The sequence below is a fragment of the Niveispirillum sp. BGYR6 genome, assembly GCF_027568365.1.
In the GTDB taxonomy this organism is placed as follows: Bacteria; Pseudomonadota; Alphaproteobacteria; order Azospirillales; family Azospirillaceae; genus Niveispirillum.
Genome location: NZ_JANLNL010000006.1, coordinates 70,677 through 92,762, shown reverse-complemented (window position 1 = coordinate 92,762; position 22,086 = coordinate 70,677). Strand labels below are relative to the sequence as shown.

Annotated in this window: 16 protein-coding genes and 1 riboswitch; of the genes, 7 read left to right on the top strand and 9 right to left on the bottom strand. The window is 66.3% G+C overall.

Annotated features, from left to right (window positions below):
- Positions 1-68 precede the first annotated feature (68 nt).
- The 3 genes from PCJ49_RS14405 to PCJ49_RS14395 are packed head-to-tail and all read left to right on the top strand — an operon-like array spanning position 69 to position 3,172.
- Positions 69-1,580, top strand: coding sequence for a tetratricopeptide repeat protein (locus tag PCJ49_RS14405; protein WP_269911515.1), 1,512 nt, complete (start codon positions 69-71; stop codon positions 1,578-1,580).
- A gap of 6 nt (positions 1,581-1,586) precedes the next feature.
- Positions 1,587-2,393 carry a transporter substrate-binding domain-containing protein gene (locus tag PCJ49_RS14400; protein WP_269911514.1) on the top strand — a complete coding sequence of 269 codons (807 nt, stop codon included), beginning with the start codon at positions 1,587-1,589 and terminating at the stop codon, positions 2,391-2,393.
- Positions 2,390-3,172, top strand: coding sequence for an amino acid ABC transporter permease (locus PCJ49_RS14395; RefSeq protein ID WP_269911513.1), 783 nt, complete (start codon positions 2,390-2,392; stop codon positions 3,170-3,172). The genes PCJ49_RS14400 and PCJ49_RS14395 overlap by 4 nt, the downstream gene beginning before the upstream one ends.
- Before the next feature lie 4 nt (positions 3,173-3,176).
- On the opposite strand, the gene PCJ49_RS14390 is transcribed toward PCJ49_RS14395, so the two are convergent.
- From PCJ49_RS14390 to cobD, 3 genes are all read right to left on the bottom strand, one after another.
- On the bottom strand, positions 3,177-4,415 hold the full coding sequence (locus tag PCJ49_RS14390) for an SGNH/GDSL hydrolase family protein (RefSeq protein ID WP_269911512.1): 1,239 nt from the start codon (positions 4,413-4,415) through the stop codon (positions 3,177-3,179).
- A gap of 75 nt (positions 4,416-4,490) precedes the next feature.
- On the bottom strand, positions 4,491-5,681 hold the full coding sequence (locus tag PCJ49_RS14385) for an aspartyl/asparaginyl beta-hydroxylase domain-containing protein (RefSeq protein ID WP_269911511.1): 1,191 nt from the start codon (positions 5,679-5,681) through the stop codon (positions 4,491-4,493).
- A 185-nt stretch (positions 5,682-5,866) separates the two neighbouring features.
- Positions 5,867-6,871, bottom strand: a complete 1,005-nt coding sequence (cobD, locus tag PCJ49_RS14380) for a threonine-phosphate decarboxylase CobD (RefSeq protein WP_269911510.1) — start codon at positions 6,869-6,871, stop codon at positions 5,867-5,869.
- Between cobD and cbiB the strand changes: the two genes are divergently transcribed.
- Complete coding sequence (gene cbiB / locus PCJ49_RS14375) at positions 6,870-7,865, top strand: adenosylcobinamide-phosphate synthase CbiB (RefSeq protein ID WP_269911509.1); 996 nt, start codon at positions 6,870-6,872, stop codon at positions 7,863-7,865. The genes cobD and cbiB overlap by 2 nt on opposite strands.
- Before the next feature lie 425 nt (positions 7,866-8,290).
- Here cbiB and PCJ49_RS14370 read toward each other — a convergent pair whose 3' ends face one another.
- From PCJ49_RS14370 to PCJ49_RS14350, 5 genes are all read right to left on the bottom strand, one after another.
- The gene (locus PCJ49_RS14370; RefSeq protein WP_269911508.1) at positions 8,291-9,757 is read right to left on the bottom strand and encodes a cobyric acid synthase; all 1,467 of its coding nucleotides are present in this window, start codon (positions 9,755-9,757) and stop codon (positions 8,291-8,293) included.
- Between the two features lie 154 nt (positions 9,758-9,911).
- On the bottom strand, positions 9,912-10,529 hold the full coding sequence (cobO, locus tag PCJ49_RS14365; RefSeq protein ID WP_269911507.1) for a cob(I)yrinic acid a,c-diamide adenosyltransferase: 618 nt from the start codon (positions 10,527-10,529) through the stop codon (positions 9,912-9,914).
- Positions 10,526-11,047 carry a bifunctional adenosylcobinamide kinase/adenosylcobinamide-phosphate guanylyltransferase gene (gene cobU / locus PCJ49_RS14360; RefSeq protein ID WP_269911506.1) on the bottom strand — a complete coding sequence of 174 codons (522 nt, stop codon included), beginning with the start codon at positions 11,045-11,047 and terminating at the stop codon, positions 10,526-10,528. The genes cobO and cobU overlap by 4 nt, the downstream gene beginning before the upstream one ends.
- Entirely contained in the window at positions 11,044-11,841 is a 798-nt protein-coding gene (locus PCJ49_RS14355; protein WP_269911505.1) for an ABC transporter ATP-binding protein, read from the bottom strand. Before PCJ49_RS14355 ends, cobU begins: the two co-directional genes overlap by 4 nt.
- A gap of 53 nt (positions 11,842-11,894) precedes the next feature.
- Positions 11,895-13,748, bottom strand: a complete 1,854-nt coding sequence (locus PCJ49_RS14350; protein ID WP_269911504.1) for a TonB-dependent receptor — start codon at positions 13,746-13,748, stop codon at positions 11,895-11,897.
- Between the two features lie 172 nt (positions 13,749-13,920).
- A riboswitch (cobalamin riboswitch) is annotated at positions 13,921-14,122 on the bottom strand.
- 206 nt (positions 14,123-14,328) lie between these two features.
- Between PCJ49_RS14350 and PCJ49_RS14345 the strand changes: the two genes are divergently transcribed.
- The 3 genes from PCJ49_RS14345 (at position 14,329) to PCJ49_RS14335 (ending at position 21,275) form a co-directional block, all read left to right on the top strand.
- Positions 14,329-16,407: a methyl-accepting chemotaxis protein gene (locus tag PCJ49_RS14345; RefSeq protein WP_269911503.1), complete on the top strand. Its 2,079-nt coding sequence runs from the start codon at positions 14,329-14,331 to the stop codon at positions 16,405-16,407.
- A 75-nt stretch (positions 16,408-16,482) separates the two neighbouring features.
- Positions 16,483-17,727 carry a DNA repair exonuclease gene (locus tag PCJ49_RS14340; RefSeq protein ID WP_269911502.1) on the top strand — a complete coding sequence of 415 codons (1,245 nt, stop codon included), beginning with the start codon at positions 16,483-16,485 and terminating at the stop codon, positions 17,725-17,727.
- Positions 17,727-21,275, top strand: coding sequence for a YhaN family protein (locus tag PCJ49_RS14335; RefSeq protein ID WP_269911501.1), 3,549 nt, complete (start codon positions 17,727-17,729; stop codon positions 21,273-21,275). The genes PCJ49_RS14340 and PCJ49_RS14335 overlap by 1 nt, the downstream gene beginning before the upstream one ends.
- Positions 21,276-21,414: 139 nt before the next feature.
- Here PCJ49_RS14335 and PCJ49_RS14330 read toward each other — a convergent pair whose 3' ends face one another.
- Positions 21,415-21,981, bottom strand: coding sequence for a nuclear transport factor 2 family protein (locus PCJ49_RS14330; protein WP_269911500.1), 567 nt, complete (start codon positions 21,979-21,981; stop codon positions 21,415-21,417).
- Between the last annotated feature and the right edge of the window lie 105 nt (positions 21,982-22,086).

Genomic DNA, 22,086 nt, shown 5'->3' with positions numbered 1-22,086 from the left:
CGCATTTGGCAGATCGTACCGCCCCGGCCCTGACGGCGTCGGCGGTGGTGGAGCGGGGGACGAGATAGATGAGCGATAGCGCCAGCGGCAGCCCGGTGGAATTGGGGCGCGTCGCCCTGGATAGTGGCCGGTTCGCCGATGCCGTTCCCCTGCTCCGCGAAGCCGTTCTGGATGATCCCGGTGATGCGACCATCCGGGCCGATCTGGGGATCGCCCTGGAAAATCTGGAAGATTATCCCGCCGCCGCCCAGGCCTATGCGGCAGCGGCGGCGCTGGATCCGCAAAACCCGGTCTATCATTTCAATCAGGGTGCCGTCGCTCAGGCCCAGGGAAGGGCGCATGAGGCTGCCGGCCATTATGTCGATGCGCTGGAACGCGAACCGCTGTTCGCCGAAGCCTATTTCAATCTGGGCACCCTGTTCTTCGAATCCGGCCATCTGGAAATCGCCGCCGAGCATTATGGCAATGCCCTGAAGGCGCGGCCGGACTATGCCGAAGCCGCCTCCAATCTGGGACTGACGCTGCGGCGGCTGGGCAAGCCGGTGGAAGCGGTGGAACAGTTCCGGCTGGCCCTGGCCCTGCGGCCGGATATGGGGCAGACCCATGCCAATCTGGGTATCGCCCTGATGGAGATCGGGGAGTTTGATGAGGCGATCGCCTGTTACGGGCGGGCCATGTCGTTCGATCCGACCAACCCCAGTATGCATATCAACCTGTCCCTGGCCTGGCGCGGGCGAGGGCGCACCGATCTGGCCGCTGAATCGGCCCTGCGCGCCCTGGTGCTGGCTCCGGAATCCACCCAGTCCCAGGTGGAACTGGGGTCCGTCTGTGCGGCCCTGTTCAACGAAGGCAAGGCCGATGCGCTGGTTGATGTGCTGGACCGGTGGCGCAAGGTGGCCGGCGAAACGGCCATCCTGAAACATACGCGCGCAGCACTGGGGCTGGAGCCGGTACCGGAGCGGGCATCGGATGCCTATCTGTCCCAGACCTTCGACGCCTCGTCCAAGCGGTTCGATGAGATGATCCTGAGCCTGGGCTATCAGGTGCCGGTGCTGATTGCCGAGGCGCTGCAGCGCCATCTGGGCGATCCGGCCGGGACGCTGGAGATTCTGGATGCCGGCTGCGGCACCGGCCTGACCGGCCTGGCCCTGCGGGACTATGCGCAAAATCTCACCGGTGTTGATCTGTCATTGGGAATGCTGCAGCAGGCCTCGCGCCGGGGCATTTACAACCGCCTGGATCAGGCCGAACTGACCGCTTATCTGATCGCCCAGCCCCATCATTTTGACCTGATCGGCTTTGGCGAATTGTTCAATTATTTCGGTGATCTGCAGGCGCCGTTGCAGGCGGCGGCGGGCAGTGTCAAGCCCAGCGGCCTGATCGTGGGCACGGTGGAGGCACAGACCAGCGAGGCACCCTTTGTGCTGGGCCCGGCCGGCCGTTATGCCCATCGCGCCGATCATGTGCAGCAGGCCCTGGCGGCCGTCGGCTTCAGCCCGCTGGAAATCACCCCCGGCATCCTGCGCTATGAGGGCGGGCAACCGGTGCCCGGCCTGCTGTTCGTCGCCCGGCGCGGTTGAGCCACGATGCGCCCGGATCGCCGCCAGCTGCTGGCCAGCTTGGCCGCCCTGCCCCTGCTGCTGCCAGGTACCGCCCTGGCGGCCGGCAGTCTGCTGGACCGCATCCGGCAGCAGGGAACTATCCGGGTCGGAACCACGGGGGATTACTTCCCCTATAGTTTCCGGGATGTGAAAAGCGGCGGCTTCAAAGGTTATGAGATCGAGGTGGCCAACCGGCTTGCCGCCGATCTGGGGGTGAAGCTGCAATTGGTGCAGGCAACCTGGCCGACCCTGGTGGCGGGGTTGCTGGCCGGCAAATATGATATCGTGGCCTCCGGCGTGACCATCACGCCGGAGCGGGCAAGGGCGGTGGGGTTCAGCACCCCTTATCTGCGCCCGGCCTTTCTGCCGATCATCCAGAAAAAGGACGCGGAGCGCTTTCGCAGCTGGGACGATATTGACCAGCCGGGCGTGGTGATCGCCGTGCAGCAGGGCACGGCCCCGGAACAGATGGCGCGGCGCAGCTTCACAAAAGCCAAGCTGTTGAGCGTGGCCGACCCGGTGATCGATTTCACCGAAGTGCTGGCGGGACGGGCCCAGGCGGCTTTCACCGACAATCTCTATTTCATGACCAAGATCGGGCGGGAATATCCGCAACTGACCATGGTGCAGGCCGGCGCCCGGCCAGGGAATGAAACGGAAAATGCCCTGATGACGGTGAAGGGCGATATGGTTCTGCTGGACTGGCTGGATGAATGGGTGGAAGCCCGGCTGGCCGACGGCTTCTTCACCGGCCTTTATCACCAATGGTTTGAGTTGGCGACACAGCCGTGAGACGTCTGGCCCCTGTCCTTCCCCTGGCGGTGCTGCTGCTTCTGACAGGGTGCAGTGCGGAGGGCTGGCATATTGTCAATCCGGCTGATTCTGAAGGTTGGGCCAATCTGCGGTTTCTGCTGGAAGGGGCATGGCTGACTCTGGCCCTGTCGGCCATGGCCCTGCTGTCGGGCGTTGCCATCGGGTTAGGGACGGCTGCCTTGCGCCTGTCACGTCACCGGCCACTGCGGGCGGTGGCGGAAATCTATGTCGAGCTGGTGCGGACGCTGCCGCTGTTCGTGCTGCTGCTCTGGGTTTTCTATGCGCTGCCAATCATGGTGCAGGGGCTGGACCGGGAGGGGTGGGGCTTTGCCCTGGTGGGCTGGATCGCCGATCTGACACCTTTCACCGCCGCCGTGATCGCGCTGGCGCTGAATGCCGGCGCCTTCCTGTCGGAGATTTTCCGGGCGGGTATTGAGGGGGTGCCGCGCGGGCAGGTGGAGGCGGCGCAGTCGCTGGGCATGGGCCGCTGGCTGACCCTGCGGCGGATCATCCTGCCCCAGGCCCTGCGGCGCCTGTTGCCACCCACGGTCAGCCAGTTCATCCATACGGTAAAGGACAGTTCCCTTGCATCTTCCATCGGGCTGGCGGAACTGACCCGGCGGGCGACGGAGCTGCAGACGCAGACCTATCGCCCGCTGGAACTCTATACGCTGCTGGCCTTGGAATATCTGATCATTCTGTTACTGCTCTCCCGGCTGGCGCGCTGGCTGGAGCGGCGCTGGGGGGCGCCGCCTTGAGCCGTCATTTTCTGCCGAACAAACTCTTCTCCACTTCCGCCGCCATGGCAGCGTAGCCGGCATCGCTGGGGTGCAGCTTGTCGCCCACATCATAGGCGGGCAGCAACTGCGCCGGGTTGGCGGGATCGCGGGTGGCGGCGTCGAAATCCACCACACCGTCAAAACCCTCATTCCGGCGGATCCAGTCATTCACCTCCCGCCGGATGGCATCGCCTTCCGGCGAATAATAGCCAGCACCGGCATAGGGCATGATGGTGCCGATGTATAACTGCACCCCTTGGGCGTGGGCGCGGTCGCGCAGCTGGGACAGGGCCTGGATCAGCTCCCGCGCGGTCACGGCCTCTGCCGGGCGGCGGGTGCCATTGCCGATATCATTAACGCCGATCAGCAGCACCACACGGCTGACGCCGGGCTGGTCCAGGGCATCGCGGTCAAAGCGGGCCAGCAGATTGGCCCCGGCCTGATCGCGCAGCAGCCGATTGCCAGAAATGCCCTGATTCAACACGGCCACACGGGCGGCGTCATCCTTGCGCGCCGCCAGCAGGGCCGCCAGCTTGGCCGGATAGGTGCCGGCAGGCTTGGCGTGGCTGACATCACCTTCGGTGATGCTGTCACCAATGGCCACCAGCACGGGGGCGGGCTGGGCGGCCAGCACCTCCACCGCGCCGACCAGGGTGGGGGCGCGCTTGGTTTCCCCCTGCAACACGGGCGCGGCGGTGAGGTCGCCGGGGCCGGCAATGGTGACCAGGGGTTGATGGCCGGCGACAAAGGTGGGGCCCGGATAATGAATGGAGATCACCAGCCGGTCGCCCGCCGCCACCTTGACGGGCAGCGCGTCGCTGAGCAGGGGCGCACCGGGCGGCAGCACGGCACCCGTCTGGCCACCGAACAACAGCGGCCGGTCACAGCCGGGGCGGATGCTGCCATCGGCATTCGCAAGGGCCAGCCGGGCCGCCCCGATCAGGACCGGCCGCGTGCCCAATTCATTGGACAGCCGCACCCGCACAGCCTCCCCCGACGTCACCAGCGGCACAATCTGGCGGACGGTTTGGTTATCGAAGGAAGGGTTATTACCAGCCGGCAGCGGCGACAAGGCCCAGGCGGGTCGCCAGGCCGGGGCGGCGGTTTCCGCCACCGACGGCTTCATCCCCACCCCACCCGGGTGGGCGGCACATCCCCCCAGCAGCAACAGGCCAGCCAAGGTCGCGGCAATCAATCCTTGCCGGTGCCATGATGTGGGCATGAAAGCTCCCTCCCCCCTTTATGAAAGAGCAGAGGGTATATTATCAGACAAATCATGCCAAGTCCTTGTGAAGGATCAGATACCCGTTTCTCCCCCACTGCCGCCAAAGGCATCAATCGCCACCATCATCTGGGCATAGGCCTGTTTTTCAGCCTCCGTCAGGCGGGGATGCCAGATGTCGAAGATCAGCACCACCCGCGTTTCATCGCTGTCATTCCAGGCCTCATGTTCGATTGTATCATCGAACACCCAGGCCTCCCCCACTTTCCATTCGCGGGTTTCGTTGCCAACGCGGAAGCCGCATCCGGTCGGCACCAGCAGGGGCAGATGCACCACCAGCCGGGTATTGGCGACGCCGGTATGCGGTGGTATGCGGGTACGGGGCTTCAGCACCGAGAACATGCCAGCAGGCGAACGGTTGGGAACCGAGGGCTGCGGCATCTGCGCCAGGATTTCCATGGTGCGGGGGCAGCGGTCGGCATTGCCAGGAACAGGGCGCCCTTTCTCCAGCAGGTGAAAGACGCTCCAATCCTTGGAGTTATTCAGCGGGCGCCATTGATCCAGCGGCATCCAGTCGGGGTAGTGGATATAGGGTTCAAAGGCGCTGTCGAGACTGCGATCCGCCATGACGGCGGCCATTTCCCGCTGAATGTCACGCGTGGCGGATTCCAGCAGGGGCAGCCAGGAAAACTCCTCCCGATCAAAAAACTCAATCGCCGGCAATCCGGGCAGATGATAATGGGTCGGCTGCTGGTGATAGATTTTGCGGCGCCCCATCATCTGATCAATCAGCTGGTTAACACGGCGCAGCTCCTTGCTGCCATCGGCGGTACTGGCCAAGGCGCCGCGCAAGGTCGCCTCCATCTCCCGCTGATAGGCGTCATGCACCTGCTGGGCGCGGGCCACGGCGCGGCGCGTCGGTTCATCTTTTACGGTTTCCGGGCGGTATTGGGAGAGGGCCACCCCATAGGCCTGACCAGCCTGACGGGCATCACCCAGCTGGTCAAAAATGGACGCGCGCATCAGCAGGGCCAGAAAACAGCGCGGGTCCACCCGCAAGGCCCCCTCCAGGGCGCCCAGGGCGCCGGTGGCATCCCCTAAGACCCGCAAGGTCACCGCATAATTGAGCCAGAGCGAGACATCCTGGCCATCGGTTCTTAAACGATCTTCAAGTAATTCCCGCGCCTCGCCAAAACGACGCGCCTCCAGCAGGCGCATGGCGATCAGATTGGCATCTTGTGCTTTGGACCCGGTTGCCGGCTGCATATCGATGGTTTTCCAGGGCTGTGCAAACGCAACGTTACTGCTTTGTAACAGCGTGTCACAGAAGCGCAGCCCCTGGAAAGGGGGTTTCGACAAAGCATGAAGATTTCGTTGAAGAGGAGATGGTTTCTAATCATGCTTGACTATATTTTTCTCTTCATTTCCTTTGGGAAATCCAAAAATAAACTTCATTGATTAAGTATTTTGCAGACTCTGCCAAAATCATGGGCATCCGCCGGATGGCCGATACGGACCAGACCCGGCCGATCCGGGAATCGCCGGGTCCAGATGCCGACCGCCGCCAAATCCGCCCATAGATCCCGCCCGGCGGGGGAGCGGACGAGCTGGAACAGGTCGGTGCTGCCCACCGGCACTATCCCGGCACCGGTCAAAGCCCGTTGCAGGGCTTGGCGTGCGCTGGCGAGGCGGGCACGGGTGGCCGCCTGCCAGTCGATATCCGCCAGGGCCTGACTGGCTACCAGCATGGCCGGCCCCGCCACCCGCCAGGGGCCGAGCCGGTCGGCCATGGCGGCAACCAGACCGTCCGGACCCAACAGGAAACCCAGCCGCAGACCGGCCAGCCCATAGAATTTGCCAAAGGAGCGCAGCACCAGCAGGCCGGGCCGGCCGATGCGGGGGGCAAGGCTGAGTGCCGGCATGAGGTCGCAAAACGCCTCATCCACCACCAGCCAGCCGCCACGCGCCGCCAGCGCCTCAGCCAGGGCCAGCAGGGGGGCCGGTGAGATGATCCGACCATCGGGATTGTTGGGGTTGACCAGCAACAGCACCTCCGGCAGCGGTCCCTGCGGGTCGGGCAGGCCAGCCACCTGTTCCACCTGATGGCCAGCGCGAGCCCACGCGGGCGCATGTTCGCCATAGGTGGGGGCCAGCACCTGCACATGGCCCGGCGGGCGCAGGAAGGGCAAGGTCTGGATCAGGATTTGCGAACCGGGGGCCGCCACCAGCAAGGCCGGATCGGCCACACCATAAGCGGTGGCGGCCGCCGCACACAGGGCGCGTTCCTGCCCCGGTTCCGGCAGGCGTGTCCAGGCATTGGCCGGAATGTCGGGCAGCGGATAGGGCCAGGGGTTGATGCCGGTGGACAGATCGATCCAGGGCCGGGGCGCCTGGGGAAAAAGGGCGGATGCCGCCGCCAGATCCCCGCCATGGGGCTGCACTGCACTGGCTTCCATGCTATTGGCTGGCACCATCATGATCGACCCGACCTCACCTTATCTTTTGCTGTCACTGGCGTTGCTGCTGGAAGCGCTGCTGGGTTACCCGGATGGGCTTTACCGCCTGATCCGCCATCCGGTGGTGTGGATCGGTGCCGTGATTTCCCGGCTGGACCGCTGGCTGAACCGCCCGCATTGGCCCACCGTCTGGCGGCGCGCCGGGGGCGTGCTGACGGTGCTGATCCTGCTGGGCGGGGCTTTGGGCATTGGCGGGGCGCTGCAGATATGGCTGTTGCGCTTGCCCGGCGGGGCCTTGATCGTGGGGCTGCTGGCCAGTTCGCTGCTGGCGCAGCGCAGCCTTTACCGCTTTGTTGCCGCCGTGCCGGCAGCGCTGCGGCGCGAGGGGCTGGCGGGGGGCCGGGCGGCGGTGGCGCATATTGTCGGGCGTGATCCCAACAGCCTGGATGAGGCCGGCGTCAGCCGTGCCGCCATTGAAAGCTTGGCGGAAAACTTCTCCGACGGGGTGACGGCCCCGGCTTTCTGGCTGGCGGTGGGCGGGCTGCCAGGTATTCTGGCCTATAAGGCGATCAATACGGCTGACAGCATGATCGGCCACCGCACACCCAAGCATGAAGCGTTCGGCTGGGCCGCGGCCCGGCTGGACGATCTGGTGAACCTGCCGGCCTCGCGGCTGACGGCCCTGTTGCTGGTGGCGGCGGCGGCGGTGACGCGGGGCGCACGGGCCGGGGCTGCTGCCCGTGCGGTGTGGCGCGACGCCGGCAAGCATCGCAGCCCCAATGCCGGCTGGCCGGAAGCCGCCATGGCCGGTGCCCTGGGCCTGCGGCTGGCCGGCCCCCGCCGCTATGCCGGCGTGGTGGTGGATGATCATTGGATGGGCGATGGCCGGGCCGAGGCCGGTGCAGCGGATATTGAGGCGGGGTTGCGGCTGTATCGGCGGGCGCTGGCGGGGCTGTGGCTGCTGGCCGGGATGTGGGCCTGGGCGATGGGATGAATTCGGAGCTGGACGGGGGCCTGCGCAACAGTACGCAACAGATTTACGCGTTTTGTTGCGTAGGGGGTGCGGAGAAGTTTTTTGTAAAATCAATTGGTTAGCTGGTAGGGGCGGCGGTGTGGGGGGGGCGAATGAAGGCTGGGTAACTCCGAATGCGTTAGTTTGGCATAAACTAACCGTCACCCCGGCGTAGGCCGGGGTCCAGTATCGTAGAGCGAAGCGCGTGGGTCTCCTGGACCCCGGCCTACGCCGGGGTGACGGTAAGAGAGAGCGAACCTTTTCGAAAATGCCGGATACCGGGTGAACACGGAAAACAGGGTAGCGCAAAGAAAACGCCGCACCCTTGTGCATCGCCCTCTGCATCGCCCCCTCCCGCCTCCGGTTCAAATTCCGCACCCTAACAAAAAATAGGAAATAATTCCAGATCACCCGGCGCAGCGCAGCAGCCCATCCAGGTCCAGATGGCGTTCGCAGGCGGCGGCTAGTTCGTCCAGGGCGGCGTCCACCGTGGCGTCATAGGCAAGGTCGGAGCCGGCGCCGAAGCCGGAGAGGAAATGGCGGCGAAAAGCATCATGGCCGAACAGGCCGTGGATATAGCAGCCGGCAATGCGGCCGTCCGGGGCAATGGCCCCTTCCCCCGCCGGGCCGGTGGGGCCATTCAGATACAGCATCGGCCGGTCACGGCCGGGGCCGCTGGTGATGCCGACATGCATTTCATAGCCGGTGAAAGGAATATCACCATCAACAGCGCAACCGGTCACGGCTGTCAGGGTTTTTGAACCGGTCAGCACTGTTTCCACATCCAGCCAGCCCAAACCGGCCACGCTGGCGGGCGGGCCTTCGATGCCGTCCGGGTCGCTGATGCGCGTGCCCAGCATCTGATAGCCGCCGCAGATGCCCAGCACCCGCCCCCCCCGGCGGATATGGGCGTGCAGGTCAATATCCCAGCCCTGGGCGCGCAAGAAGGCCAGATCGGCGATGGTGGCCTTCGAACCGGGCAGGATCACCAGATCGGCATCGCCCGGCAGGGGCTTGCCCGGCGGCACCATGGTGACGGCCACACCCGGTTCCAGGCGCAAAGGATCAAAATCATCAAAATTGGCGATGCGGGACAGCATGGGCACGGCAATGCGCAAGGCCCCCTGCCCGCCCCGCCAATTGTCCAACGCCACCGCATCTTCCGCCGGCAGGCGGGAGGCTGCCGGCTGGAAGGGCAGCACGCCGAAGCTGGGCCAGCCGGTGCGGCGGGTGATTTCCACCAGCCCCTCATCGAACAGGCGGATATCGCCGCGGAATTTATTGATCAGATAGCCGCGGATCATGGCGCGGTCGTCGGCATCCACCACATTATGCGTGCCGACGATGCTGGCGATCACCCCGCCCCGGTCAATATCACCGGCCAGGATGACGGGCACGCCGGCCGCACGGGCAAAGCCCATATTGGCAATGTCGCGGGTGCGCAGGTTGATTTCCGCCGGGCTGCCCGCCCCTTCCACCAGCACCAGATCGGCGCCTTGGCCGATGCGGGCGAAACTGTCCAGCACGGCGGCGAGCAGCTCCCCCTTGCGGGTCTGATAATCCGCGGCGCGCGAGGTGCCGATCATCCGGCCCTGGACAATGACCTGGGCGCCGATATCGCTCTGTGGTTTCAGCAACACCGGATTCATATGCACGGACGGCAGCACCCGGCAGGCGCGGGCCTGCAGCGCCTGCGCCCGGCCGATCTCCCCGCCATCGGGCGTGACGGCAGCATTGTTGGACATGTTCTGCGGCTTGAAGGGCCGCACCACCAGCCCCCGGTTGCTGTAGGCGCGCGCGATGGCCGCCACCAGCAGGGATTTACCGACATCGGAGCCGGTACCTTGGATCATCAATGCGCGGGGGCGGGGCATGGGCGGGACCGGGTTGGGGGTGTTAGGCGTCCGACGCCTTCTAAACCGTCACCCCGGCGAAGGCCGGGGTCCAGATTACAGGGACCAGTGCTCTACGAAACTGGACCCCGGCCTTCGCCGGGGTGACGGTGAGTGTAGAAACCAACGACGCCCCCTAAAACTCAATCCCCGCCTGGGCCTTGATGCCGGCATTGAACGGGTGTTTGACGTTCTGGAATTCGGTCACCAGATCGGCCGCGTCGATCAGCGGCTGTTTGGCGTTGCGGCCGGTGACCAGCACATGCAGGTCGGGACGGCGTGACACCAGGGTGGCCACCACCTCATCAATGTCCAGATAATCATAGCGCAGGGCCAGGTTGATCTCGTCCAGCACCAGCAGGCGGTAACGTGGGTCCGCCATGATCTCCCGCGCCTTGTCCCAGGCGCGGCTGGCGGCGGCAATGTCGCGGGCCTTGTCCTGGGTTTCCCAGGTGAAGCCCTCGCCCATGGTGTAATGGTCGATCAGATCATCAAACCGTTCCAGCGCCACCTGTTCACCCGTGGCCCAGGCCCCCTTGATGAACTGGATGAAGCCGACGCGGAAGCCATGGCCCGCCGCGCGTAGCATCAGGCCCAGGGCGGCAGTGGATTTGCCCTTGCCGGGGCCGGTATGCACCATCAGCAGCCCCTTTTCATGCTGCCGTTCGGCAACGCGCCGGTCCATCAGGGCCTTGCGCTTTTCCATCTTGCGGCGGTGGCGCTCGGCCTCGGCTTCGCTGATGTCAATCGTCATGGCGCTTCCCCCTTCAATGCCAGCGGCAAGCCTGCCGCCATGAACAGAACCCGGTCGGCGATACGGGCAATATCCTGATGCAGACGGCCGGCATGGTCGCGGAATTCCCGCGCCAGTTTATTTTCCGGCACAATGCCCAGCCCCACCTCGTTCCCCACCAGCACAACGGGGGCGGGCAAGGTGGGCAGCAGGGCCAGCAGGCGGGCGCGCTCAGCGGGGATATCCCGCTCGGCCAGCATCAGGTTGGTCAGCCACAGGGTCAGGCAATCCACCAGCACCGGGCCGGCGGCGGCGGCGCTGCCCAGGGCGCCGGCCAGATCCATCGGCTCTTCCAGCGTCTGCCAGCCGGGCACGCGGTCGGCCTGATGCTGGCGGATGCGCTGACGCATTTCCGCATCAAAGGCCTGGGCGGTGGCGATATAGGTCCAGGGGCCGGGCAGGTCGGTCACCAGCCGTTCGGCCATGGCGCTTTTGCCGGAACGGGCCCCGCCCAGCACCAGGGTCAGCCGGGCGGTCATGCCTGTTGCTCCCGCACCGGGCGCTGGCGCCAGGGCAGCACATAGGGCACGCCATCCCGCTCCCCGCGCAGCAATTCCACGCCATAGACCCGTTCCATCACCCCATCGGCCAGCAGGGCGGCGGGCGGGCCGGATGCGGCCACAAGGCCCGCCTCGTCCAGCAGCACCAGATGGGTGCAATAACGGGCGGCCAGGGCCAGATCATGCAGCACCACCACCACGCCGGTGCCGGCGGCGGCCAGACCGGCCAGCAGTTCCATCACATGCAACTGGTGGTGCGGGTCCAGCCCGGCGGCCGGCTCATCGGCCAGCAGCAGGGCGGGTTCCCCCGCCAGGGCGCGGGCCAGCATCACCCGCGCCCGCTCCCCGCCGGACAGGTGGGTGACGGTGCGGGCGGCCAGATGCGACACCTCGCACTGGTCCATGGCGCGGGCAATGGCGGCGCGGTCAGCCGGGCCTTCGCCGCCCCAGGGGCTGGCATGGGGCAGGCGGCCCAGGGTCACCACCCGATCCACGCGCAGCGGCCAATGGCAGGCGGCCCCCTGTTCCAGATAGCCGATGCGCCGGGCCCGGTCGGCCCTTGGCACGGCGGCCAGGGGCGTGCCATCCAGGCTGACCTGGCCGCCGGATGGCTCCAACAGCCCGGCCAGCACCGACAGCAGGGTGGATTTGCCGGCCCCGTTGGGGCCGATCAGGCCGACACATTGGCCGGCGGTAACGGCGAAATCCACCCCGGCCAGCACCGGACGGGGACCGCGTGACAGATGGATCTGGGTGGCTTCCAGCCGGCTCATCGCACATCCGCCCTTGTCCGCAGCCGCCATCCGAGACAGGGCCGCCCGCTGCATCAGAAGCGCACCTGCACGCCGCCATAGGCCGAGCGGCCGGGCGCACGATAGTTCAGCACTTCCTGATAATCCGCATCCAGCACATTATCGATGCGGCCGAACAGGCTGACCTGCTCCCAGGCCTGCCAGCGCACGGTGGCATCCAGCACGGTGGAACTGTCCAGCGTGGCGCTGCGGGCGGATGCCGTATCCAGCTGTTTGCCGGTATAGCGCAGGGCCGTGCCCAGCATCAGCGCATCGGTGACGTTCCAGTCAATGCTGGCATTGACGGTATGGTGCGGCCGGCGCGGCAGATCCCGACCGGTCACCCGGTCGGTGGCATCCAGATAGGTATAGTTGGCGGACAGCAGCAGGCTTTCCACCGGACGGGCCTGGAAGGTCAGTTCCACCCCTTGCGTCCGTGCCTTGGCGACATTCACATAGGCCGAGGTAAAGCCGATGAGATTGTCATACAGGTTGCGGAACAGGCTGGCCCCTAGCGTCACCTTGCCATCCAGCAAGGGCTGTTCAATGCCGGCATCCATGCCCTTGGCTTCCTCCGGCCGCAGCTTGGCATTGCCATAGCTGGGCTCGTAAAGCTGATAGAGCGTCGGTGCCTTGTGGGCCGTGCCATAAGACGCGCGCAGGATGGTGCCGCTCTGCGGTACCTGATAGGCGCCGGTCAGCCGGTAGGTTGCCTTGGAGCCAAAGGCGTCGTGATCATCCACCCGGCCGCCGGCGGTGACGGTCAGGTTATCCAGCAGTTCGGCCTGATATTGCAGGAAGGCCGATTTGGTGGTCACCTTGTCATCGATGCCGGGTTCCAGACCGAAGGCGGTGGTATTGGTGGTCTTGGCGGTTTCGCTATCCACCGACAGGCCGAAGGTGGCGACATCGCGGCCCAGATGCAGGTTGCCCTGGTAATCCAGCGCCTCCCGCCGGCTGTCGAAGGTGGATTTCATGTACCAGCCCGTCGGCTCGTCGAAATCACGCTGGGTGCTGGCGATGGAGGCGGCAAAATTGTTGGTGAAGCGGCCATCCAACAGGGAGAGGTCGGCGGCAGCGCGGCCCTGCCACATTTCCTTTTCCTGGGAGGCGGCACCATCGGCGCCGAACGGATCGTAATCGCTATCCAGCCAGGACCAGCCGCCGCTGACATCGAAGCGCAGCACCTCATTGGCCTGCACCGCCAGCTTGCCGCTGACGGCGCGGGCATCGCTGCCATCCTTCTCCGGCCCGATAAAGGTGCGCGAGAAGCCATCGGTATGCAGGTTGGAGGCGTTCAGCGCATAGGAAGTGCCGTTGCTGGCCCCGCTGATCCCTGCCTGCTGGCGGAAGGTGCCATAGGAACCGGCCTCCGCCAGCGCCGTGACGCGGGGGGCACCACTGCCCTGGCGGGTGATGATATTGATGACGCCGCCCATGGCGTCATTGCCATAAAGCGCGCTCTGCGGGCCTTTCAGCACCTCGATCTTCTCGATATCGCCGGTCAGCAGGCTGTTGAAATCGAATTCGTTGCCGGTGCTGGCAGCATCGTTCACCTCCACCCCGTCCACCAGCACCTTCACCATGCCGGATTCCGACCCGCGCAGCCGCACGGTGGAGGTGGCCCCAAAGCCGCCATTGCGGGAGATGGAGACGCCGGGCAGCCGCTTCAGCAGGTCCAGGGCCTGCACCTGCTGGCGGCGATCAATCTCCGCCCGGTCAATGACATCGACAGAAGCGCCGACGCGGGAAGCCTCTGTGGGCAGACGGTTGGCGCTGACGACCAGTTCCGCCAGCTCCGTGGTGGGGGCCGATTGAGCCGCCGCCGGCAGGGTGGCAAGACCAGCCAGCAACAGCGGGCCGAAAAGGGAAAGAGAGGGACGCGACATTTCTGGTTTCACTCCGCTTCGCAAAAACCTGGGTCCGGCGGAGCCTGAACCGGCGCGAAGCGGGGAACAGGAGCCTAAGCCCCGGAAAACCGCCCCAGCCGGCCCGTCAGGACCGCCGAAGCGCCAACGCGAAACGGAAAACCGTCCCACCGGGGCACCCCGCCCAATGGCCGCGCGACGCATTGCCGATGGCAGGTCTCCTGGCTTGCGGGTCGTCGCTTCCGCCCGGCCTTCCCAGTTTCCCAGTGGCCATGATGGGCATCGCTCGCCGCTTACAGTTGCGGGGGCAGCCGCGGCTCCAGGCTGTGACCAGCCCTTGCCCGCGTTCCCTTTTCACCCCCTGTTACGGGGGAACCATCGATAAGGCCGTCATACGCCGGTCATGCTTGGCAATCAAGCCACCGCACCGCCGCGCATGGCAAGGCGGCGACCGACGCATCCTATCCAAAAGATAAAACGCACACGTTGCATTGGGGCTGGTCTCTCCATGCAAAGACCGTCACAATCGGCTGACATATTGCAATGCGGAACAATCCAACACCCCGTTTCTCCCACCTTGTGCGCAGGAGACGAAATGGTGATGCTCACATTGCTCAAGTCATCCCTGAAAGCGCGCCTGGTCGTTTCAGGCATCGCTGTCTGCCTGTTGCTGGGGGCCAGCCTGATCGGTGTCACAGGATATTTGACCTACCAGGACACCAAACACCGGGTGGAAGAGACGGTACAGGAAAACAGCCAACAGTATGGGCTGATTGCCGCCGACATCATCAATCAAGCACTGCACAATGCCAATTTGATCAATGGCTTCGTGGAAGGGGCGCTGGATTCGGCCCGCCCGTCGCGGGAGATGTTGTCGGCCCAGGCCATGGGGATGGTGAATGCCAATCCGGGCATTGTCGGCGTCACAATCGCCTTTGAGCCCGACGGGCTGGATGGCAATGATGCCGGCCAGCTGGGCACACCGGGCGCCGATGCCAAGGGGCGCTTCGTGCCCTATTTCTTCCGCAAGAGCGGTGGGGGTGTGGGCATTGATGTGCTGGTGATGACGCTGGAGGCCGGGATCAAGGAATGGTACCTGGACCCGCTGGAACAGAACCGCACCCTGCTGACCGCCCCCTATATCTATCCGGTGGAAGGCAAGGATGTGCTGATGGTGACGGCCAGCGTGCCGATCCGGCGCCAGGGCAAGGCGGTGGGTATCACCACCACCGATCTGGCACTGACCGCCTTGCAAAAGCAGTTCGCCAGCTTTCGGCCGATGGGCGTGGGTGATGTGCGGCTGATCGCCCATAACAACCATTGGGTGGTGCATCCGGCGGCCGACAAGCTGAACGCCAAGGTGGAGACGCCGGGCCTCGCCCCGCTTCTGGCGGAAGCGGCCGGCAACGGCCGACCGGCCACGGCCCGGCTGACCCTGGACGGGGTGGACCGTATCGCGGTGGCCCTGCCCATCCGTTTTGCCGGTGCCGCCGAACAGTGGAGCGTGCTGGTGACGGTACCCACCGCCGTGGTGACCCAGGCGGTATGGGACAATGTGCTGCCGATGGTGTTGACCGGGCTGGTGCTGGTGGGATTGGCGGCGGCAGCCTTCGCCTGGCTGGGCCACGGACTGGCCACCCCTATCCTGAACCTGACCCAATCCATGGGCCGCATGGCCAAGGGTGATCTGGGATCAGAAATCCCCTGCCAGGGCAATGGTGACGAAATCGGCCAGATGGCCAAGGCATTGCGGGGTTTCCGGGATGGGTTGGCAGAGGCCGAGCGCCTGCGGGAAGCCGCCACCCGACGGGAAGAGGAAATGGCTGAACGTCAGCGCAGCGACCGGCTGGCCCTGGCCGACCAGTTCGAACGGGAGGTGGGCGCCCTGCTGCGACAGGTGAATGAAGCTGCCGGCCAGTTGGTCGACCAATCCAACCTGATGTCCAGCGATTGCAACGCCACCCAGCACAGTGCCGCGCTGGGGGCCGCCGCCGTGATGGAAGCCGCCTCCAACGTGCAGACGGTGGCGGCGGCGGCAGAAGAACTGCGCGCCTCCATCGCTGAAATCGGCAATCAGGTGCAGATGTCGGCCGGCGTGGCCGCGCGGGCCGCCGACGAAGCGGGTGCCGCCACCGAGACGGTGGACGCCCTGAACCAGAGCGCCGACCGCATCGGTGCCGTGGTCGGGCTGATTTCGGAAATTGCCAGCCAGACCAACCTGTTGGCGCTGAATGCTACCATTGAGGCGGCGCGCGCGGGAGAGGCCGGCAAGGGCTTTGCCGTGGTGGCGGCAGAGGTGAAGAATCTGGCGACCCAGACCGCCAAGGCGACGGAGGAAATCGCCGAACTGGTGGCCAATATCCGCAGCAGTTCCGGCGAAGCCGTGAAAGCCATCCAGGGCATTGCCGCCACCATCCGGTCGATTAATGAGACCTCCACCGCCATTGCCGGTGCCGTGGAGGAACAGACGGCGGCAACGCAGGAGATTGCGCGCAATGTGACGGAGGCATCACGCGGCACCGATGATGCCTCGCGCGCCATCCAGGGTATTGCCGACAGGGTGGTGCAGGTGACGGAGGCCGCGGCCATGGCGTTGAGCAGCGCCACCGATGTGCGTGGGCACGCCACCCAGGCGGATGGGGAAACCCACGGCTTCCTGCGCCGCATTCGGGAGGGGTGACGCCAAGCGGGACTGGACCGGGGGCCTGCTTGCCGTTAAGCAAGGGGGCCCCTTGTCCATCACCGGTTGGGTCCGATGCGCTTTCTTCACGCCGCTGATATCCATCTCGACAGTCCGCTGCTGGGCCTGGCCGGGCGCGCCGGGGCGCGGGCGGATGAGCTGGTGGGGGCGACAAGGCGGGCGCTGGTGCGGCTGGTGGATGCAGCATTGGCCGAACCGGTGGCCTTTCTGATCATCGCCGGCGATCTGTATGATGGCGATTGGCGCGATTTCATGACCGGCCTGTTCTTCGCCGGCCAGATGGCCCGGCTGGAACGGGCGAACATCCCCGTCATCATCCTGCGCGGCAACCATGATGCCGAAAGCCTGATGACCAAGCAGTTGAGCCTGCCCGGCAATGTGCGGGTATTCTCCGCCCGCAAGGCGGAAACCATCCGGCTGGATGATCTGCGCGTGGCCCTGCATGGCCGCAGCTTCCCCAGCCGGCATGTGACGGAGAATATCGCGCTCTCCTACCCGCCGCCGGTGGCGGGGTATCTGAATATCGGCGTGCTGCATACGGCCCTGGAAGGAAGGCCGCCGCACGCACCCTATGCCCCCTGCTCCATCGCGGACCTGATGGGCAAGGGCTATGATTACTGGGCGCTGGGCCATGTGCATGAACGGGCCGTGCTGGCGCAAGACCCCTGGATCATCTTCCCCGGCAATCTGCAGGGCCGCCACGCCAATGAAACCGGGCCGAAAGGGGCCACGCTGGTCAGCGTGGAGGAAGGCCGCATCGCCAAGGTGGAGGCGCTGGCCCTGGATCAGGTGCGTTGGGCAAAGCTGGTGGTGGATGCCAGCGATTGCGCCGATGAGGCCGCCCTGGGCGACCGCCTGGCGGCAGCATTGACAGCGGCCAGCACGGAGGCCGAGGGCCGAACCCTGGCCGTGCGCCTGTGCCTGACCGGTCGCACCGGGCTACATCGCTGGTTAAAATCGGATACGGAACGATTGGCGGCAGAGGTGGAGCTGGCGGCCAGTCGGGCCGGCGGGGATATCTGGATCGAACGGATCGTTATCGAAACGACTGACGCGGTGGCGGTTCCGGCGGCGGCGGGCGATGCCTTGGCCGAACTGGCCGCCGCGATTGCCGAACTGCGCGACGATCCCGCCGCGCGGGGGCTGCTGGCTGACGATCTGGCGGCCTTGCGCCACCGGCTGCCCCCCGGCGCGCTGGAGGCGGCCGGGCTGGCGGGAGAGGATGAGGCGGCGATGCTGGAAGCCGTGCTGGCGGATGCCGAATCCCTGTTGCTGAACCGGCTGGCGGGGGAAGCGTGATGCGGATCGACCGGCTGGACCTGGAGCGTTACGGGCATTTCACCGACCATCGGCTGGATTTTTCCGGCGCGGATGTGCGGCTGCATATTGTGCATGGCGCCAACGAGGCGGGGAAATCCACCGCCCTGTCGGCCATTTGCGACCTGCTGTTCGGCGTGCCGGAACGCACGCGGCTGGGTTTTCGCCATGGCAACAATGCCTTGCGCATCGGCGCGGTGCTGCGCCAGCCGGATGGCAGCCTGCTGGAGGTGAAGCGGCGCAAGGGGCGGCAGAACACGCTGCTGGCCGCCGATGGCAGCACAGCCCTGGGTGATGGTACGCTGGCCCCGTTGCTGGGCGGCATCGACCGGGTGCAGTTTGAACGCCTGTTCGGGCTGGACCATGCCCGGCTGCGTGCGGGGGGAGAGGCGATGCTGGCGGCCGGCGGCGATCTGGCCCGCACCCTGTTCCAGGCCGGCAGCGGGCTGACCGGTATTGCCGATCTGATGGCCGGACTGATGGCCGATGCCGACCGGCTGGGCAGCCCGCATAAGCGCCAGGGCAGCAAGCCGCTTTATGAGGCGTTGGACGCGCATCAGGCGGCATCGGCCCGGATGCGAAACGAGGCCACCAAGGCAGAGGCCTGGGAAGCGGCAGAGAAAAGGCTGGCCGATGCGCGGGCGGCCCTGGCGGGGTTGCAGGCGGAACTGGAAAAGGCGCAGCGGGCACAAAGCCGGCTGGAACGTATCCGCCGCGTGCGGCCGCTGCTGGCTCGGCTGGAGGCGCTGGCCGCCGAACGCGGCGAGCTGGGCGAGGGGCCGGACCTGCCGGCCGCCCTGGCGGAACTGTGGAACGCGGCGGCGGCCCGATTGCTGCAGGCCGAACGCCATCGCCAACAGGCCGCCCAGCAGGTGGAAACGGCCTTGGCGGCGCTGGCCGACGCCGGGGAGGCCCCCCGCCTACCCGAACTGGCGACGGAGATCGAGGCGCTGTTCCAGCGTGCCGGCAGCGTGGAAAAGGCCCGGGCCGACCTGCCCCGCCGCCAGCGGGAACTGGAAATGGCCGATGAGCGGCTGGCCCTGCTGGCTGGACGGCTGGGGCGGCATGATGCGCCCGACGCCCTGGAAGCGGCCCAGCCGGGCCGTGTGCTGGCGGCCCGCATCCGCGAGAAAGCCGCCGCCCATGGCCGGCTGGATGGGGCACGGGACGCGGCCGGCAAACGCGAAATGCTGGCCGCCCGCAGCCTGGCCGATCTGGCCGATGGCGCCGGCGATGGGGAGACGGCCGGCGATCCGCTGGCCGCAGAGGCAGCATTGGCCGCCGCCCTGCGGTTGGGGGAGGTGGAAACGCGGCTGGACGAGGCGGCACGGGAGGCCGATGCCCGCACCGACGAACTGGCCGATGCGCTGTCGCGGCTGGGCCGGTTCAGCGGCGGGGCCGAGGCCCTGGCCCGGCTGCCCCTGCCCGATCTGGCGGTGATTGAGAGCTGGGCCACGCGGCTGGGCGATCTGGCGCAGCAGCGCGCCAAACTGCGCGATGCCCTGGCCCAGGCCGAGGCAGACGCGCGCAAACATGCCGCCACCCTGGCCGAACTGGCCGCCGATGGCGAGGTGCCAACCCTGGCCGCCATTGAGGAGGCACGGCGGCTGCGCGATGGGGCCTGGCAGGCCATCCGCCGCCGGATGCTGGAAAAGCTGGACGTTCCGGATGTGGAATGGTCTGCCCTGGGGTTGGGGGAGGCCCCGGCCCCACGCTTTGAGGCGACGATACGGACGGCCGACCAACTGGCCGACCGGCGCGACCGGGAGGCGCAGCGGGTCAGCCGCCATGCCCGCGCCAGCAGCGATCTGGCCGAGGCTGAAGCGCGGCTGCAGGCATTGGAACGGGACCGGAATGACCTGGAGCAGCAGGGTCGGACGCTGGAAAATGACTGGCAGTCCCTGTGGCGGGAAAGCGGGCTGACCCCGGCCGAACCGGCCCTGATGGCCGGCTGGCGGCGGCAGGTGGAAAATGTGCTGGCGCTGCATCGCCAGGGGCGGGAGGCGGCGCGCAAACAAGCGGGGCTGGCGGAAGAGGCGGCGCGCTGTGCTGGTCATCTGCGTGATGCCATGGCGCTGGCCGGCCTTCCGGCCGCGGCGGGGGAGACGGAGCTTTCCCGCCTGCGTGCCCGCGCCGATGCGGCGGTGAAGGCCTGCCGGGAGCAGACAGACAAGGCGGAGAAGCGCCGGCAGGAACAGGCCCGCGCCGAACGGGCGCTGCGCGATGCCCAGCGGGAAAAGGCTGAAGCGACGGAGGCACTGGAAGCCTGGGCGGCGGGCTGGGCCGGCGATATGGCCGCCCTGGGGCTGCCTGCCGGCACCAGCCCGGCCGAGGCGGAAGCGGCGCTGACCGCCTGGGAAGATATCGGCCAGGAATTGCGGGCGCGGCATGATCTGGTGCACCGTATCGACCGACTTTCCAGCGATATCAAGCAGTTTCAAGATGATCTGGCGATATTGGTTGAAAAGGCGTTGGCCCTGGACCCTGCCTTGCCGCTGGATGCCACGGCACCGGATGCGGCCAACCAATTGCTGATGGCGCTGGATGAGGCGCGGCGGCGGGAGACGCGGTGCGGGTTGCTGGCAGAGGCAGCGGAAAAGGCCCGGCGCAGTGATGCCGAAGCGGCCGCCGAGCTGGCCGAGGCACAGGCGGAACGGGATGATCTGAAACGGCTGCACGGGCTGGGGCCGGCGGATGATGTGCCCGCCCTGGTGGCCCTGGCCAGCCGGCGGCGGGAGTTGCAGCGGGCCGAACAGATGGCACTGACCGAACTGGCCCAGGCCGGCGACGGGCAGGGTCGGGCGGCGCTGGCGACGGAAATGGACGGGCTGGACCCGGATGGTGTGGCCGCCGAACTCGCCACCGCCGGGCAGGAGATCGCCCGGCTGCAGGCGGCCCTGCCCCAGGTTTCCGCCGACCTGCGGGATGCCGAACGGCTGCTGGAGGAATTGCGTCAGCGCAGCGGTATCGGCGAGGCGGCGCAGGAAGCAGCGGCGGCCGAGGCCAAGGCGGCCCAGCACGCCGCCCGCTGGCTGCGGTTGCGTGCCGCCGGGCTGTTGCTGACGCAGGCGGTGGAACGGTATCGCAACCGGAATGAACACCCGCTGCTACGCCGGGCCAGCACCATCCTGGCGCTGATGGCCGCCAGCGGCGGCAATCCGGTGACGCATCTGAAGGTGGATTATGGCGATGGCGACCATCCGGTGCTGCTGGGCGTGCGCCGCGACGGCAGCGACGCCCAGGTGCAGGATATGAGCGAGGGCCTGCGCGATCAGCTGTTCCTGGCCCTGCGCATTGCTGCCGTGGAGGCACATGTGACCCAGGCCACCCCCCTGCCCTTCATCGCCGACGACCTGTTCATCACCTCTGACGAGCCGCGCACGGCGGCTGGGTTGGCGGCCCTGGCGGAACTGGGGGCCAGCACGCAGGTAGTGCTGTTCACCCACCACCGCTATGTGCTGGAGGTGGCAGAGGGGCTGGAGGGGGTCAGGATTCACCGGTTGGGGGGGATTAATACTCATTTACCATGATCAGAACTGATCAGTTCTGATCATGGCTCTCAACGCCGGCGCCAACATGGCGATAGATTTGATTGCGCGCACATGTTTGCACAGGCGCTTGTACGGCGCCCACTGAATTGCAGTGGGCCCCACCTACCGCTGCGGGAGATCACCTGGCTGAACGGGAAGCGTCATCAATGATATAGCGCCAGCCACCATCGGCCTGTTTGCGCATGACCTCGATCCCGCCGCCGGTCAGCTCCTGACTGGCCCCATTCTCACCCTTCATCGTCAAGGTCCAATGGTTGGTTGTCAGGGCAGTATCCCGGTAAACCAGATGCCGGCGGTCGCGCAGCACAATCTGCGGCTTCAAGGCCAGCAGGCCCTGGAAATCCTCCCGCACACGGGCTTGTCCAACCATCTCTTTACCGTCGGGATTAACGTAAGTGACGTCGGACACGTAAAGATCAACCAGCCCATCAAGATCGGCCGCGTTGAAACGCGCCTGCCAGACATCATACAGCTTATCAAGGTCGGTTACCGGGGCGATGACCGACGAACGGGCGGCCATCGCCCGGCCGGCGCTGGCAACCACCCCGGCCGACAGAACCCCCACGGTCACGGCGCGCAGGAAGTTTGACCGTGTCAGGCCCGGTTCCTCTCCATCAACCGCCAACCGTGCGGCGACTTCCTGGCGACCGGCCGATTTCCAAGCCGTGATGATGGACCCGATCACATTTCCTCCTTGCACAGGCGCTGATGGCACATTTGCGGGCAACTGTGACGGCCATAAGCGGGCCTGTCCATTTCATCTTCGGCCGTTTTATCGGCGGTTTCGGCC